The following is a 14,729-nucleotide window of genomic DNA, read 5'->3' on the forward strand; positions in this document are numbered from 1 at the left end:
GAAATGAAAATCTCTGATCTATTAAAAAAAGACACAATGATTCTTAACCTTTCCTCCTCCTCAAAAGAAGAAGTTCTAGATGAATTAATCGTCAAACTTGATGAGGCCGGAAAATTAAACGATCGAACAAAATATAAAGAAGCGATCCTTACTCGTGAGCAACAAAGTACAACAGGTTTAGGTGAAGGTATTGCCATTCCGCATGCCAAAACGGCTGCTGTCAAAACTCCTGCTATTGCGTTTGGTCGCTCAACGTCTGGCATTGATTTTGAAGCACTTGATGGACAACCAAGCCATTTATTCTTTATGATTGCTGCATCAGAAGGAGCTAATAACGAACATTTAGCCACTCTTTCAAAACTATCTACTTTTTTAATGGACGAAAACTTCCGTAAAAACTTGCTAGAAGCTGCTTCATTAGAAGATATTATTGCAACCATAGACAATAAAGAGGCTGAAGAAGCAAAAATAGAACAAGAGGAAGAAAATGCAAGCGTTTCCGAAGATTCTGAAAAATTATTATTAGGTGTAACAGGCTGTCCAACTGGTATTGCTCACACTTATATGGCCGCCGATGCCCTAAAAAAAGAAGCAAAGGAACGCGGTTATAAAATTAAAGTAGAAACAAATGGCTCTGGTGGAGTAAAAGGTAAACTAACCAAAGAAGACATCGAAAAAGCAGACGGAATTATTGTAGCTGCAGATACAAAAGTCGACATGGACCGCTTTGATGGCAAACGAATTGTCATCGCTCCTGTTGCTGATGGTGTCCGTAAACCTGGTCTCCTTATAGACCGAGCCCTTTCTGGAAAAGAACCAACTTACCGAGGAAGTGGTAATCAATCAAATGATGCTGATACCAATGCAAGTAAAAAATCTGTTGGGGCAAGTATTTATAAACATCTCATGAACGGTGTTTCCAACATGTTACCATTTGTTATCGGTGGTGGTATTTTAATTGCTTTAAGTTTTGTCTTTGAAACTCTCTTTGGGCAAGATAACTTTATTCGTGAAATCCTTATGACCATTGGTGGAGAGAATGCCTTTGCCCTCTTTATCCCAGTGCTCGCTGCCTTTATCGCGATGAGTATCGCTGACCGTCCAGGGTTTGCTCCAGGTTTAATTGCGGGTTATATGGCATTCAATAATGATGCAGGCTTTTTAGGTGGATTAATTGCCGGTTTCTTAGCTGGCTATGTTGCCTTACTCGTGCGCAGACTATTATCACAAATGCCTCAATCATTAGAAGGACTTAGAACGATTCTGTTTACACCAATACTCAATATTTTAATCACAGGTAGCATCATGTTTTTCTTAGTTGCCCCATTAGCCTCTGTCAATTTAGGTTTACAAAACTGGCTTGGGAATTTAGGGACAGGAAACATGGTCATTTTGGGAATTGTCCTTGGAGCCATGATGGCAATTGACATGGGCGGTCCAATTAACAAAGCCGCTTATACTTTTGGTATTGCGATGCTAGATGCTGGAAACCTTGGTCCACAAGCAGCGGTAATGGCTGCCGGAATGGTTCCACCACTAGGTATAGCGCTCGCGACAACCTTTTGGAAACATAAATTTACAAAACAACAACGAGAATCAGGTCGTACAAATTATATTCTCGGAGCATCCTTTATTACAGAAGGAGCAATCCCATTTGCTGCTGCCGATCCCATCCGTGTCATTTCAGCTAGTGTAATTGGTGCTGCGGTTGCCGGTGGATTAACAGGCTTATTTCAAATTGCCTTACCTGCTCCACACGGTGGAATCTTTACGATGTTCCTCGTGAACGGATCGACTTTCTCTTATATCGGACTATATGCATTAGCCATTCTTATTGGTTCTGTTATAACCGGAGTCATTTATGGCGTTATTAAAAAACCAATTTCATAAATCAGTTGAAGTTAACTAAAGAAAAGGTAGATGTGAGTTATTTTACTCGTGCATCTACCTTTTTTTGTAATTATTTGTACCGTAATTTTTGCTGAGCGAGGATTTCATTACAGAATATGGGTTTTTCATACCCTAATTTCGTCATTCTGCTGGTTTCATTACCTATTACCGTTTATTCGCACCCTAATCTCGCCATGTGGCTACTTTCATTACTTATTACCATTTTTTCGTACCCTAATTCCTGCCTCACTCTAGTTTCATTACCAATCACTACCTTTTTGCTCTAATCCTTTACTCTTAACTAAATTAACCATTTGAATCTATTCGCTTTAATGTTACAATTTTAATCGCGTGTGTAAAGAGAGCCTTTGCATCCCGAAAAATTAATATTGATGTAGGTGAAGTGAAAATGGTTTGGGAAACACTTAATATTATTGGAACAATTGCCTTTGCCATTAGTGGTGCAATCGTCGCAATTGAAGAAAAATATGATATTCTCGGTGTTTTAGTTTTAGGTTTTGTAACAGCTTTTGGTGGAGGTGCGATTCGAAACTTATTAATAGGAGCTCCCGTTTCTCTCCTTTGGGATCAAGCCCTTCTATTTAGTTTAGCCCTTGTCACCATTATTATTGTTTTCTTATTAAAAGATGTGTGGATCAATTATTTAAAACGGGTCATCATTTTTGATGCCATGGGACTGGCTGCGTTTGCGATACAAGGAGCCATGCTTGCCAATGAAAATGGCTTACCATTAGTGGCAGTTGCAACGGCAGCAGTTTTAACCGGATCAGGTGGAGGAATGGTCCGAGATGTGTTAGCTGGCAGAAAACCGGTTATTTTTAGAGATGAAATTTATGCATTATGGGCAATGCTTGCTGGACTCCTTATCGGTTTAGGACTCATAACGGCACCATATATGTTCTACACTCTCTTTGTTATTATCGTCGTCTTGAGAATGTTATCGGTACGATTTAACTGGACCTTACCTAAATACAGTGATGTTCAGAAAATTTATAAATAGAAGTATAACCCTTAGAGTCGTTGTTGCGGTTCTGGGGGTTATTTTTTGAATGGAGCAGAGTATTTTCTAGAGTTCCCCACCGCTCCATGAGCTACTACTCTCCCACAAGCGATAATATTTATTCCTTTTTTATTTAAATGCATTTGCTGTTAAATCAATTAATTTGCTATACTTTTGAAGATGAAAAAGGAAAAATAGGTGATGAAATTGTTTGAGTTATTGCTCTTAATGTTAGAGAGACTTGGTTTGATTGTCATGCTCGCTTTTATTGCCACTAGGCTGCGTTTTTTTAAGGATATGATTTATTCGTCTCAGCTTACAGGGAAGCAGCAACTAACAGCTATTATATTTTTTAGCCTTTTTGGAATTATCGGCACGTATTCAGGGGTCACTTTCCGCTCTGAATCATTAGATTTAAACCGCTTTCTCATTAGCTTATCTGATGATGAGGCGATCGCTAATTTTCGTGTAATCGGGGTCACTTTAGCAGGGTTATTCGGTGGTTACAAAGTGGGAATTGGAGCTGGGCTCATTGCCGGTGGACACCGTATGTTACTTGGTGGATTTACTGGGTTCGCCTGCGGTGTAGCAACAATATTAGCTGGGGCTTTATCTGCTTATTATTCAAAAAAGAATCCCAAAGTACTCTCTCAGCCAAAACTGATCTTTTTTCTTGGTGCCTTTGCCGAAACCGTGCAGATGATTTTGATTCTTTTATTAGCTAGACCGACATCACAGGCAATCGATTTAGTCCAAACGATCGGGATACCGATGATTGTCGCCAATGGATTAGGATGTATGCTCTTTCTTTTAATCATCCGAAATGTACAAAGAGCTGAGCATAAAATGGGAGCGTTACAAGCACAAAAAAGTTTACGAATTGCTGAACAAACGTTAACTTTTTTAAAACGAGGATTAAATACTGAATCTGCTTCAGAAGTTTGTACCATTCTTTACAAGGAATTAAACGTCGCTGGAGTAGCGATGACCAACCAAAAATCGATCCTTGCCCATATTGGTTTAGCGAATGATCATCATATCGCCAACCTCCCGATTCAAACACAAATTACTTGGGAAGCGATAAAACGAAAAGAAATGGTGATTGCTAACGATAAAAGTATTCATTGTAATCAACCAAATTGTCCTTTAGGAGCAGCTGTAATCGCCCCATTAACGATCCGAAATGAGGTTGTTGGAACCTTAAAATTTTATTTTCACTCCGAAAAAGAAATTACGCCACTTGAGACTGAAATGTTAGCTGGCTTAACGAACTTATTAAGCAGTCAATTGGAGCTAGCAGAAGCGGATCGCTCTTATCAATTAGCAAAAGAAGCGGAAATAAATGCCCTGCAAGCTCAAATAAGTCCGCATTTCCTTTTTAATACACTAAACACGATTATTTCATTAATACGGATGGATCCAGATAAAGCTCGAAAAATGCTTCATAACTTATCTCAGTTTTTACGACAAAATGTGTCATCAACTACAACGAGCCTACATTCAGTCGAAGATGAACTAAAACATATTCAATCTTATTTATCAATTGAAGAAACTAGGTTTGAAGAACGTTTTTTCATTTCTTATCATATTGATAAACATTGTTTACATACAGCCATTCCTCCTCTCACACTTCAGCCAATCGTGGAAAATGCCGTTAAGCATGGTTTTAAAGATAAAGAAGGCCATTGTCATTTAACGATAGCGATTAAAGAGCAAGATACGACAGTTCTGCTTTCTGTCACAGATAACGGACAAGGTTTTGACACTAAAGAAATGGATTGGCTTGGCAAAAAGATAGCTCCTTCCACTTCTGGTACTGGGATTGGGCTTTATAATATTAATAAACGTTTACAAATGAAATTCGGATCCGAATCGGCTTTACAAATTCAATCAAAAATAAATGAAGGAACGACTATTTATTTTACAATCCCCAAAATGAGTAGAAAGGAGATAAACAATGAACCAACGACCGATTCGAACACTAATTGTCGATGATGAAAAATATAGCCGTGAAGAACTAATCTTTTTATTACAAGCTTATTCAGAAATTGAAATCATCGGACAAGCTTCCACAGGTCACGAAGCCGTTGCTAAAATTATAGAATTGCAGCCTGAACTTCTCTTCCTTGATATCGAGATGCCGGGTATGACTGGTACGGAGGTTGCTTCTGTCTTAAAAGAAATGCAAAGTCCCCCATATGTAATTTTTGCGACTGCCTATCCCCAATTTGCTGTCGAAGCTTTTCAAGTTCAGGCAAAAGGATATTTATTAAAACCGATCGACGAATCGCAGCTCACTGAAACAATTGAACATATCAAAACGTTAAAGTTAAGTACGACTGGACAGCTAGAAACGACAGAGGTCAGTCAAGGGAAATTGGCAGTGGAAACGGAAGGCTCCATTATTTTTCTCGCCCCTGAACAAATTCAATTTGTTTATCGTGATGATAAAAGTACGAAGGTGGTAACAAGTGAGCATTCATATGAAACCAAAATGACTTTAAAGGAATTAGAAGCACGACTAACACCTTTTTCCTTTTTCCGTGTCCATAAAAGTTATCTTGTCAACACTTCTTATATAACGGGAATGAATCCATGGTTTAATGGAGCCTATCAACTCCAGTTAAGAGGCTCCACCGAACAGATACCTGTCAGCCGAAATTATGTAAAACCGTTAAGAGCGAAAATTGAATTATAAACATTTAACCCTAGGTAGCTCGATTATAACTGTTTGTTAATTGCAGTTATGGTTTGAGCTATTTTTTTTCGTACCTTAACTTGACAAGTGATAGGCACTTGTCGAACTGCTTCGAACTTCATCGACGGCTTTGATTCCTTTTGCGGCTCTTATTCAACTGCTTCGGGTTTCATTGACGGCTTTTGATTCCCTTTCACGCTCTTTTTCAACTGCTTCGGGTTTCATTGACGGCTTTTGATTCCCTTTCACGCTCTTTTTCAACTGCTTCGGGTTTCATTGACGGTCTTTGATTCCCTTTCACGCTCTTTTTCAATTGCTTCAGGCTTCATTGACCGCCTTTGATTCCCTTTCACTCTCTTTTTCAATTGCTTCAGGCTTCATTGACCGCCTTTGATTCCCTTTCACGCTCTTTTTCAATTGCTTCAGGCTTCATTGACCGCCTTTGATTCCCTTTCACACTCTTTTTCAATTGCTTCAGGCTTCATTGACCGCCTTTGATTCCCTTTCACGCTCTTGTTCAACGGCTTCCGACTTCATTGACACTCTTTGATTCCCTTTGCGGCTCTTATTCAACGGCTTCCGACTTCATTGACACTCTTTGATTCCCTTTGCGGCTCTTATTCAACGGCTTCCGACTTCAGCGTCCCTCTATGATTCCCTCTCCCACACTTTTTCAATAAGTGCCTGTCACTTGTCGAATTTCATCGAACTTTGATCCTGCATCTTAGATTAAGATATTGACATCTTAATCTCATTATTTTGCATCTTGTCACAAAAACGCTCACAAATGTGAAGGTTTTATGTACACTTGGTCTATGAAAACGCATACGAAAGATTAGGAGGAACAAATTATGATTACTTTTTTAGTGAGTATTGCACTATTAATTATAGGTTATTTTACTTACGGGAAAATTGTTGAGAAAATTTTCCAACCAAAGCAAGAGCGAGTCACTCCTGCGTACTCTAATGGCGATGGTGTCGACTACTTACCAATGCACAAAAATAAAAATTTACTGATCCAATTAATTAGTATCGCAGGTGTTGGGCCAATCTTTGGACCGATTATGGGGGCCTTATACGGACCAGTTGCCTTCATCTGGATTGTAGTAGGCTGTATTTTCGCCGGAGCGGTTCACGATTATTTAACGGGTATGATTTCGATCCGTAACGGTGGAGCTCACTTACCAGAACTTGCTGGACGATTTTTAGGAAAAGCGATGAAACATGTCGTGAACGCTTTTTCCATTTTATTACTACTATTAGTAGGTACAGTATTCGTTGCATCACCTGCTGGCCTTTTATACGACTTAACGAACGGTGTTATACCCGTCATTGTGTTCGTCGTCCTTATCTTTATTTATTTCTTATTAGCAACGATCTTACCTATTAATAAAATTATCGGTACGTTTTATCCTTATTTAGGAGCTATCTTATTAGTAAGTACACTTGGTGTTGGTGGTGCTCTTGTTGTGACTGGTGCTCCAATTCCTGAATTATCATTTACCAATACACATCCAGCGGGAGCTGCTATCTTCCCACTATTATTCTTAACAATTTCTTGTGGTGCCTTATCTGGTTTCCATGCAACGCAATCACCAATCATTTCGCGTACAACACAAAATGAGGGTCAAGGTCGTCGTATATTCTTTGGAGCTATGATTGCAGAAGGTATTATCGCAATGATTTGGGCAGCTGCTGCTATGAGCCTATTTGATGGACCTGTTTCATTAAATGAATTGATTAACACGATTGGTACTGGTGGTATCGTAAATGAAGTATCTACTTTGTTACTGGGTTCTATTTTCGGTACAATTGCTGTAATTGGAATCATCTTATTACCAATTACATCTGGTGATACTGCATTCCGTAGTGCTCGTATGATTATTGCGGACTATATTAAAGTACCTCAAAAGAAAATCATGAACCGTATGTTAATTGCTGCCCCATTATTTATTACGTCAATCATTTTAACAACTGTTGACTTTACAATGCTTTGGCAATACTTTAACTGGGCTAACCAATCGACGGCTGTTATTGCCCTTTGGATTGGAGCGATGTTCTTATATGTCGCTAAACGCAATTACTGGATTGCCATCTTCCCAGCATGGTTTATGACAATGACAGCATCTACTTATATTGCAAATGCACCAATTGGCTTTAACTTACCAATGAATATCTCTCTTATCTTTGGTGGTATTTTCACGGTCCTTCTCACATTCTTATTCTTTAAGTTTGCTGCGAGAAACCGCAAAAACAATATCCCAATTGAAGACGATGTTTCTGATTGGAAACCTGATGTCGCTTAATAAATTAACCTAATATTTAACAGCCCAGTACGAATTGATTCTCGTACTGGGCTGTTTTTTTCTATACACCAAATAACACTATCTAAAAAAACGACACACGTCACTTTGGCGAATGCATAGGATGAATAAAGGTTCATTTGTCCATTAAAGATGTTCCAAGAGGTGACGAATTCATGAGGCAACCTAAAAACAAGCAGATCATAAAAACAAAAAAAATTTATGATTGGACACGTAAAGATATTATGTTGGATTATCGTATTTCCAGCCAACCCCTGACTCCTTCTAAAAGCACAAAACCAAGCAATCTTATTTATTATGCGATTGCCAGAGAAAATCAATTTATATTCACTGATTCAGATAGGTTAACAGAATACGAGAGCTCAAAAATTATCGCTCCAAAGGATTCCATGGTGATCAATTTTTTTATAAACGGAATACTCCAACCTCCGATTTTATATAAAATCGAAAATGGAAAGTTAACCCTTTTAACCACAGATGCCCCACTACAAGGAACCCCAATCATCCTGCAATTTATTTGCTTTTGATTGGGGTTTTCCTCTACCTATTAAGTTTCAAAATCCACCGTTCCTGTTGAGCTGTAATTCATCACTCTCACGATAATCGATGTACCAGCTAAAATACCTTCATCTTCCCCTTCAGGAAGTGTAATCGTCAATTCACCTGGGTCTTCCTCCACCTCATCCACCGGTGTATAAGAATAAAGATCTGCCATCTGTAAAACTCCATTAATATAAACTTCGACATAACTATTTCCTTCAATTAATTCTGGAAACTCTGTAACTGCTTCCCCATCATTTCCGAAAAAATCAGTCGCGTCAATTGTTAATGTTCCTTCAGGTGCTATGTCTGCTGCAGTCACATAAAAAAACTGTTGTAAATCAGGAGTTACATCAACAGAAACGTCTCCAACTAAATTAATTTTCATAATTTGAAGTGCCATCCTAAAACCTCCTCCTTTCTCCTCATACTTTATATATAGTATGTTTAACGATTCACAGCCGTATAGTCAGTTTCTAGATACTATTTGCCCTTTTCTATTAAACTTTACGCAAAAAAAGATGGTTGGAGGTAAATCTTCCAACCGTCTCAGCTCTCTTAAACTAGTATTAACCAAAGCACCATTGTCACAACAATCGTCACTAATCCTTGTAGCAACGTCGCCATCGTTTGGGCTTTATAGGCATCATTCACTTGCATACCCGTAAATTGTGTCACAACCCAGAAATAACTATCGTTGACATGACTGACGGTCATCGCCCCCGCACCAATTGCCATGACAACTAATGCTAATGGAACAGCACCTTCAATGCCCATAATTGGCAACATTGGGGCTATTAATGATGATGTAATAACAAGTGCAGTCGTCGATGAACCTTGAGCCGTCTTTAAAGCTGCGGCAATTAAAAATGGTACTAATAGGAACAATACACCCGTAAATATCCCTGTCATATCCCAGCTCTGAATAATGTCCTCAACACCTGAATTTCGAATAACTGTTCCAAAAGCTCCACCGACACCTGTAATTAATAGAATGGGTGCTGCATCTGTTAATCCTTTTCCAATCCAACCTGTTAACGTCTCTTCATCAAATTTTGGCAATAATGGTAAAGCCGAAATCACCCCAATTAATAAAGCCATAACTGGTTTTCCTATAAAGGTAAATAATTCAGCAAACCATCCTTCCCAACCAATCAGAGAAATGACGGACCCAAAAGCAATTAAGCCAATCGGTAAAACAATCGGTAAAAAGGCTGAGAATGTGGATGGCATTTTTCCAAATGAAGCAACAACATTGTCATAATCAAACTGTTCACCAGTTGCGGTTACATCCTCTGGTACTTCAATTTTTGTGGCTACTTTTACTGCCCATAAATAACCAACAAGTGTTGCCGGAATCGCAACAACTAAACCAATTAATATCACAGTTCCTAAATAAGCATCTGCCCCTATGTTACCGGCGGCAGCAATCGGACCTGGAGTAGGTGGAACTAACGTATGAGCAGCATACAAACCTGTTGCCAAGGCGACTGACATAGAAGCCATTGCGACTTTTGCTCGTTTTGCTAACGCTTTCCTTAAACTGTTTAAAATAATAAAACCAGAGTCACAAAAGACAGGTATCGAAACGATAAATCCAATAATACTCATCGCGAGTTGCGGATGATTTGGCCCAATCACACGTAACACAACCTCTGCCATCCTGTAAGCAGCTCCAGCTTTTTCTAAAATAACCCCAATGATTGTACCAAAAACGATTACAAGTCCAATACTAGCCATTAAATTACCGAATCCACCATTAATACTCTCAATAATTAAATCGAAAGACATTCCAGAAGCAAAAGCAACAAATAATGTACCTAATAATAATGATAAAAACGGATGTATCTTAAACTTACTCGTTGCTACTACAATTAGTAATACTCCTAAAGCAATAATTAAAAATAACATCGATAAGACCCTCCTTTAATATAAAATGACTGCAAAAAATTAGTTCTTTACGTTCGATAACTTGATTTATTTCGCTAATGGAAGGGAGGGTTACAAAAGGATTAACTCTATGCTCACGACGTCAATTCCCACTCCTTGTACCCACATAAAGGCGAACGATTTTTCTTGAGCTTCTAACAGGCGTAGCAAGACTAATTATTTGTTTCCATATGAAGCAAAAAATGTGCGAGTAATCTGTTCAGTTGTCGATTCTAAATAATGACGGCAACCTTCCATTGCTTCTTCTAACGTCATTGGAGCGTTTACTAGACTAAACACACTCGTAATTCCATATTGATACAGCTCTTCAATTCCAGCTCCAATGGAACCTGCAATCACAAAGACTGGGATTCCTTGTTTTTGTGCTGCTTCAGCAACCCCCATTGGTGTCTTTCCTGAAGCAGTTTGTGAATCAATTTGTCCTTCTCCAGTTAAAACAAAATCGGCTCCACTTAGCTTTTTCTCAAGCTCTGTATATTCAATCACGATATCAATTCCACGCCTCATTGTTGATGGAAAAAAAGCTTGAAACGCCCCGCCAATTCCACCTGCCGCACCGGCACCTGGCTTCTCGTGAAGACGGACCCCTTTTTTCTCTTCTATTAAGTCGGCCCAACGAGTTAAGGAATGTTCAAGTTGTTCAACCATTTTGGATGTTGCCCCTTTTTGTGGACCAAAAACATATGAGGCTCCATTCGGACCAATCAACGGATTTTGAACATCGGATGCAATTAAAAATTCCGACTCCTCTATCCGATGGTCAAATCCTTGATCATCAATTTTTTCTACTCGGCCTAGCTCTGCTGCACCATAACCGATTAACTTACCTTTTCCATCTAAAAGACGCATTCCTAAAGCTTGAAGCATTCCTGCTCCGCCATCATTGGTAGCGCTTCCACCAATAGCTAAAATAAATTTTCGATACCCTTGTTCAAGTGCTGCTTTAATTAATTCACCAGTACCATACGTTGTTGTGAACATCGGATCTCTTTCTTCGGCTGCAATTAAAATTAACCCTGAGGCACTTGCCATCTCTACAACACATGTCTCTCCATCTCCTAAAACACCATATGCTGCTTTAACAGGTTGTAGTAGTGGACCTTTTACTGTGACCTCAACAATCTCTCCGTTTGTGGCAGCGACTAAGCTTTCCATCGTTCCTTCTCCACCATCAGCGACCGGGACTAATATTGTCTCTGATTTTGATAACGCTTTCTTTACTCCCTTTTCCATTTCTCTTGCTGCCTCTACAGCCGACAGACTTCCTTTAAATGAGTCTGGAGCTATTACAATTTTCATCTTGTACCCACCTAACGTATTTCTTATAATCATAATTATAAACACCGTTAACTTGATAATCATCGTTCAAGATAAACAAAAAAAGTGAACAAATTCAGTTATTTTTCATTTATTCTTAACAAAATAGAGCTGATTTATCGAAATAATTCAAAAATACCGATTTCGCAGGAGGACTTCATGTTAACTCAAGAAATTGCCAAAGACATTGTCGAACAAACGACCATTCGTTTAAATCGAAATATCAATATTATGGACAATACAGGGACAATTATTGCTTCTGCTGACCCATCGCGAGTCAATCAAGTTCATGATGGTGCCATCGAAGTCATCCAAACAGGGAAAACGTTAATCATTCACCAAGAAGATCGAACAAAATGGAACCGCTCTTTACCAGGTATCAATTTACCCATAGAATTTCAAAATGATATTGTTGGAGTTATTGGCATAACTGGCACCCCAGATGAAATAAGAGAATTTGGAGAGCTTGTCAAAATGAATACCGAAATTATGTTAAGACAAGCTTATTTGATGGAACAATTAGAGTGGAAACAAAGATTAAAGGATCAAATTTTCGATTCGCTCATTAAAGGAAGCTTCAATTTGAAAACGCTTCAACAAAAGCTCGAATTAATTGATATGACAATGAAGCCACCGTACCAAGTATCGATTCTCGAAGTCTCATCATCTTCCTTAAAACGAAGTCAGCTAATGGAAGTCTTTGAACAATTATTTTCTTTTCAGGAAACCTTTGTTGGATTTTTAGGGATGAAACAAATGTATATTTTAACAACTGGAATTCAAATAGAAAACGTTCAAAAGAAACTAAAGAAAACGATTGATCACTTTGCCTTAAAAGGGATAACTGCTCGTGTTGGCTGTGGCAGTTCCATTCCTTTAATAGAGGAAATTCCCCTCTCCTTTCAAGAAGCCATCCATGCGATCTCATTAGGAGAGAGAGACAAACCTTTTATTTCTTATACTGAAATTAAATCAAAAGCACTCATCTATCTGCTAGACAATGAAACCAAAAAAAGATACTACGAACCAATTTTAGATAATCTTTCTGATAAATTAATGGAGACACTGAACCACTTTTTCCAGTGTAATTTAAACATCGGTGATTGTGCCAAAAAAATGTTTATCCATCGTAACTCGCTCATTTACCGTTTGAAAAAGGTTAAAGAAATTACCGGCTATAATCCACAAGAATTAAGAGACGTTATCCCACTTCAATTAGCTATTTGGTTACGCGAAATGGATTTAGGCGAGTAAAAAAGAACACTATACGAGGAAATTAAAAGTAGATGTGAGCCACAAGAGCGACTCATCTGCTTTTTGGTGAATTTAAAGTTATATTCGCACCGTAATCCAGTGAAGATAAGATTTTTATTACTTATTTTGATTTATTTGTACTTTCATTCCTTCAACTCCAAGTTTTCATTACTTATCCCGGTCGGTTTTTCTCACCGTCATAACATGTCCCCACATATCACTAATAAAACACTTATATTCCAGCCGCTTCACAAAAAAGAAGCATTCACCTCAAAATGAGCGAACACTTCTTTCACTTTTATAACGTGTGAATCGCTAACTCTACCGCCGATTCCGTTGCTTCCACTAATGTTTCTGAAATCGTTGGGTGTGCATGAATCGTATTCATTAAATCAAAGGAGGTTGCTCCCATTTCAATCGCGAATCCCACAACCGCTATTAATTCTGATGCTTCTTTCCCAACAATTTGAGCACCTAGGATCAAATTGGTTTCTTTTTCGATGATGACCGTCACTAAACCATTTGAAGCGTTTAATGAAAGAGCACGACCGTTAGCACCAAACGGAAACCTTCCGACCTTAATATTATACCCTTCCTTCAATGCCGTCTCTTCGGTTAAACCGACGGAAGCAATCTCAGGGTCAGAAAAAACGACAATCGGTATCGCCTGATAGTCAACCGCCGCTGACTGTCCCGCAATGACCTCTGCGACAACCTTTCCCTCATAAGAAGCTTTATGAGCTAAAGCCGGACCACGGACAACATCGCCAATTGCATATATATTTTTAATACTTGTCTCACAATGCTCATTTACCTCGATATGCCCACTTTCACTTACCTTCATTTTTAACATATCCAAAGATAAGTTTTCGACATTCGGCTTCCTTCCTGCGGTCACTAGTAAATAGTCACCACTAATGGAATAAGTTGTTCCTTTTTCCTTATATTGAATGTGCACTTTCTCACCATCTTGATTTACTTGTTCAACTTGGATGGATACTTTCACATCTACATCTTTTTTTGCTAAACTTTGCTGAACAAATTTAACAGCTCTTGGTTCAAAGCCAGTTAAAATAGATGGCTGGGCTTCTAAAATCGTTACTTTACTTCCAAATGAAGCATACGTTTGACCAAGTTCAATTCCAATATACCCTCCACCTAAGACAATGAGTTCTTTCGGTACTTCTTCTAGGCTTAGTGCCTCTGTTGACGATAAAATCCGGTCGCGAAATGGTATTCCCGGTAGTTCAAATGGGGTGGAACCGGTCGCAATAATACAATGATTAAATTTAAGACGGTCGCTATTATAGCCATTTTCAATCCGAACCTCATCTTGACTTATAAAATAAGCTTCTCCAACGACTGTTTCAATTTGATTCCCTTTTAATAAGCCCTTAACCCCACTCGTTAGTTTTTCGACTATTCCATTCTTCCAAGCTTGAACTTTATTAAAATGGACTTTTGCCCCCTCTACTTCTAAGCCATATTCATTACATTTTTGCAAATCATCATATTTTCTGGCTACTGAAATTAAAGCTTTGGAAGGAATACAACCTTTATTTAAACAAACTCCTCCAAAATCATTTTTTTCAACAATGGTTACTCTTTTTCCTAATTGCGAAGCCCGAATAGCCGCCGTATAACCACCTGGACCTCCACCAATAATTAACACATCCACTTCATTAATGATTTCTCCTACTACCATAATAGAACCTCCAGCCTTTAAAATATTTGC

General features: G+C 38.5%; 11 protein-coding genes. 7 read left to right on the top strand and 4 right to left on the bottom strand.

What is annotated here, in order from left to right; translation table 11 throughout:
* The first annotated feature begins 3 nt into the window (after nt 1–3).
* The 6 genes from AA0017_RS14345 (at nt 4) to AA0017_RS14370 (ending at nt 8,460) form a co-directional block, all read left to right on the top strand.
* Entirely contained in the window at nt 4–1,890 is a 1,887-nt protein-coding gene (locus AA0017_RS14345) for a fructose-specific PTS transporter subunit EIIC (RefSeq protein WP_413375435.1), read from the top strand.
* 409 nt (nt 1,891–2,299) lie between these two features.
* Nucleotides 2,300–2,911 carry a trimeric intracellular cation channel family protein gene (locus AA0017_RS14350; protein ID WP_413375437.1) on the top strand — a complete coding sequence of 204 codons (612 nt, stop codon included), beginning with the start codon at nt 2,300–2,302 and terminating at the stop codon, nt 2,909–2,911.
* Nucleotides 2,912–3,112: 201 nt separating this feature from the next.
* Complete coding sequence (locus tag AA0017_RS14355; protein WP_413375439.1) at nt 3,113–4,906, top strand: LytS/YhcK type 5TM receptor domain-containing protein; 1,794 nt, start codon at nt 3,113–3,115, stop codon at nt 4,904–4,906.
* A complete protein-coding gene (locus AA0017_RS14360) occupies nt 4,869–5,609 on the top strand; it encodes a LytR/AlgR family response regulator transcription factor (protein WP_413375441.1) in 741 nt (246 codons plus the stop codon). Before AA0017_RS14355 ends, AA0017_RS14360 begins: the two co-directional genes overlap by 38 nt.
* Before the next feature lie 851 nt (nt 5,610–6,460).
* Complete coding sequence (locus tag AA0017_RS14365) at nt 6,461–7,915, top strand: carbon starvation protein A (RefSeq protein ID WP_413375443.1); 1,455 nt, start codon at nt 6,461–6,463, stop codon at nt 7,913–7,915.
* A 137-nt stretch (nt 7,916–8,052) separates the two neighbouring features.
* Nucleotides 8,053–8,460 carry a DUF4183 domain-containing protein gene (locus AA0017_RS14370; RefSeq protein WP_413375445.1) on the top strand — a complete coding sequence of 136 codons (408 nt, stop codon included), beginning with the start codon at nt 8,053–8,055 and terminating at the stop codon, nt 8,458–8,460.
* A 20-nt stretch (nt 8,461–8,480) separates the two neighbouring features.
* On the opposite strand, the gene AA0017_RS14375 is transcribed toward AA0017_RS14370, so the two are convergent.
* The 3 genes from AA0017_RS14375 to AA0017_RS14385 form a co-directional block, all read right to left on the bottom strand.
* A complete protein-coding gene (locus tag AA0017_RS14375; RefSeq protein ID WP_413375447.1) occupies nt 8,481–8,876 on the bottom strand; it encodes a DUF4183 domain-containing protein in 396 nt (131 codons plus the stop codon).
* A gap of 155 nt (nt 8,877–9,031) precedes the next feature.
* Nucleotides 9,032–10,384, bottom strand: coding sequence for a GntP family permease (locus AA0017_RS14380; RefSeq protein WP_413375449.1), 1,353 nt, complete (start codon nt 10,382–10,384; stop codon nt 9,032–9,034).
* Between the two features lie 195 nt (nt 10,385–10,579).
* Nucleotides 10,580–11,722, bottom strand: a complete 1,143-nt coding sequence (locus AA0017_RS14385; protein WP_413375451.1) for a glycerate kinase — start codon at nt 11,720–11,722, stop codon at nt 10,580–10,582.
* A gap of 177 nt (nt 11,723–11,899) precedes the next feature.
* Between AA0017_RS14385 and AA0017_RS14390 the strand changes: the two genes are divergently transcribed.
* Nucleotides 11,900–12,994, top strand: a complete 1,095-nt coding sequence (locus AA0017_RS14390; protein WP_413375452.1) for a CdaR family transcriptional regulator — start codon at nt 11,900–11,902, stop codon at nt 12,992–12,994.
* 298 nt (nt 12,995–13,292) lie between these two features.
* Here AA0017_RS14390 and lpdA read toward each other — a convergent pair whose 3' ends face one another.
* Nucleotides 13,293–14,699: a dihydrolipoyl dehydrogenase gene (gene lpdA / locus AA0017_RS14395; RefSeq protein ID WP_413375454.1), complete on the bottom strand. Its 1,407-nt coding sequence runs from the start codon at nt 14,697–14,699 to the stop codon at nt 13,293–13,295.
* Nucleotides 14,700–14,729 lie beyond the last annotated feature (30 nt).

Origin of the sequence: Alkalihalobacillus phoenicis (assembly GCF_047302405.1) — a bacterium.
In the GTDB taxonomy this organism is placed as follows: Bacteria; Bacillota; Bacilli; order Bacillales; family Bacillaceae_D; genus Alkalihalobacillus.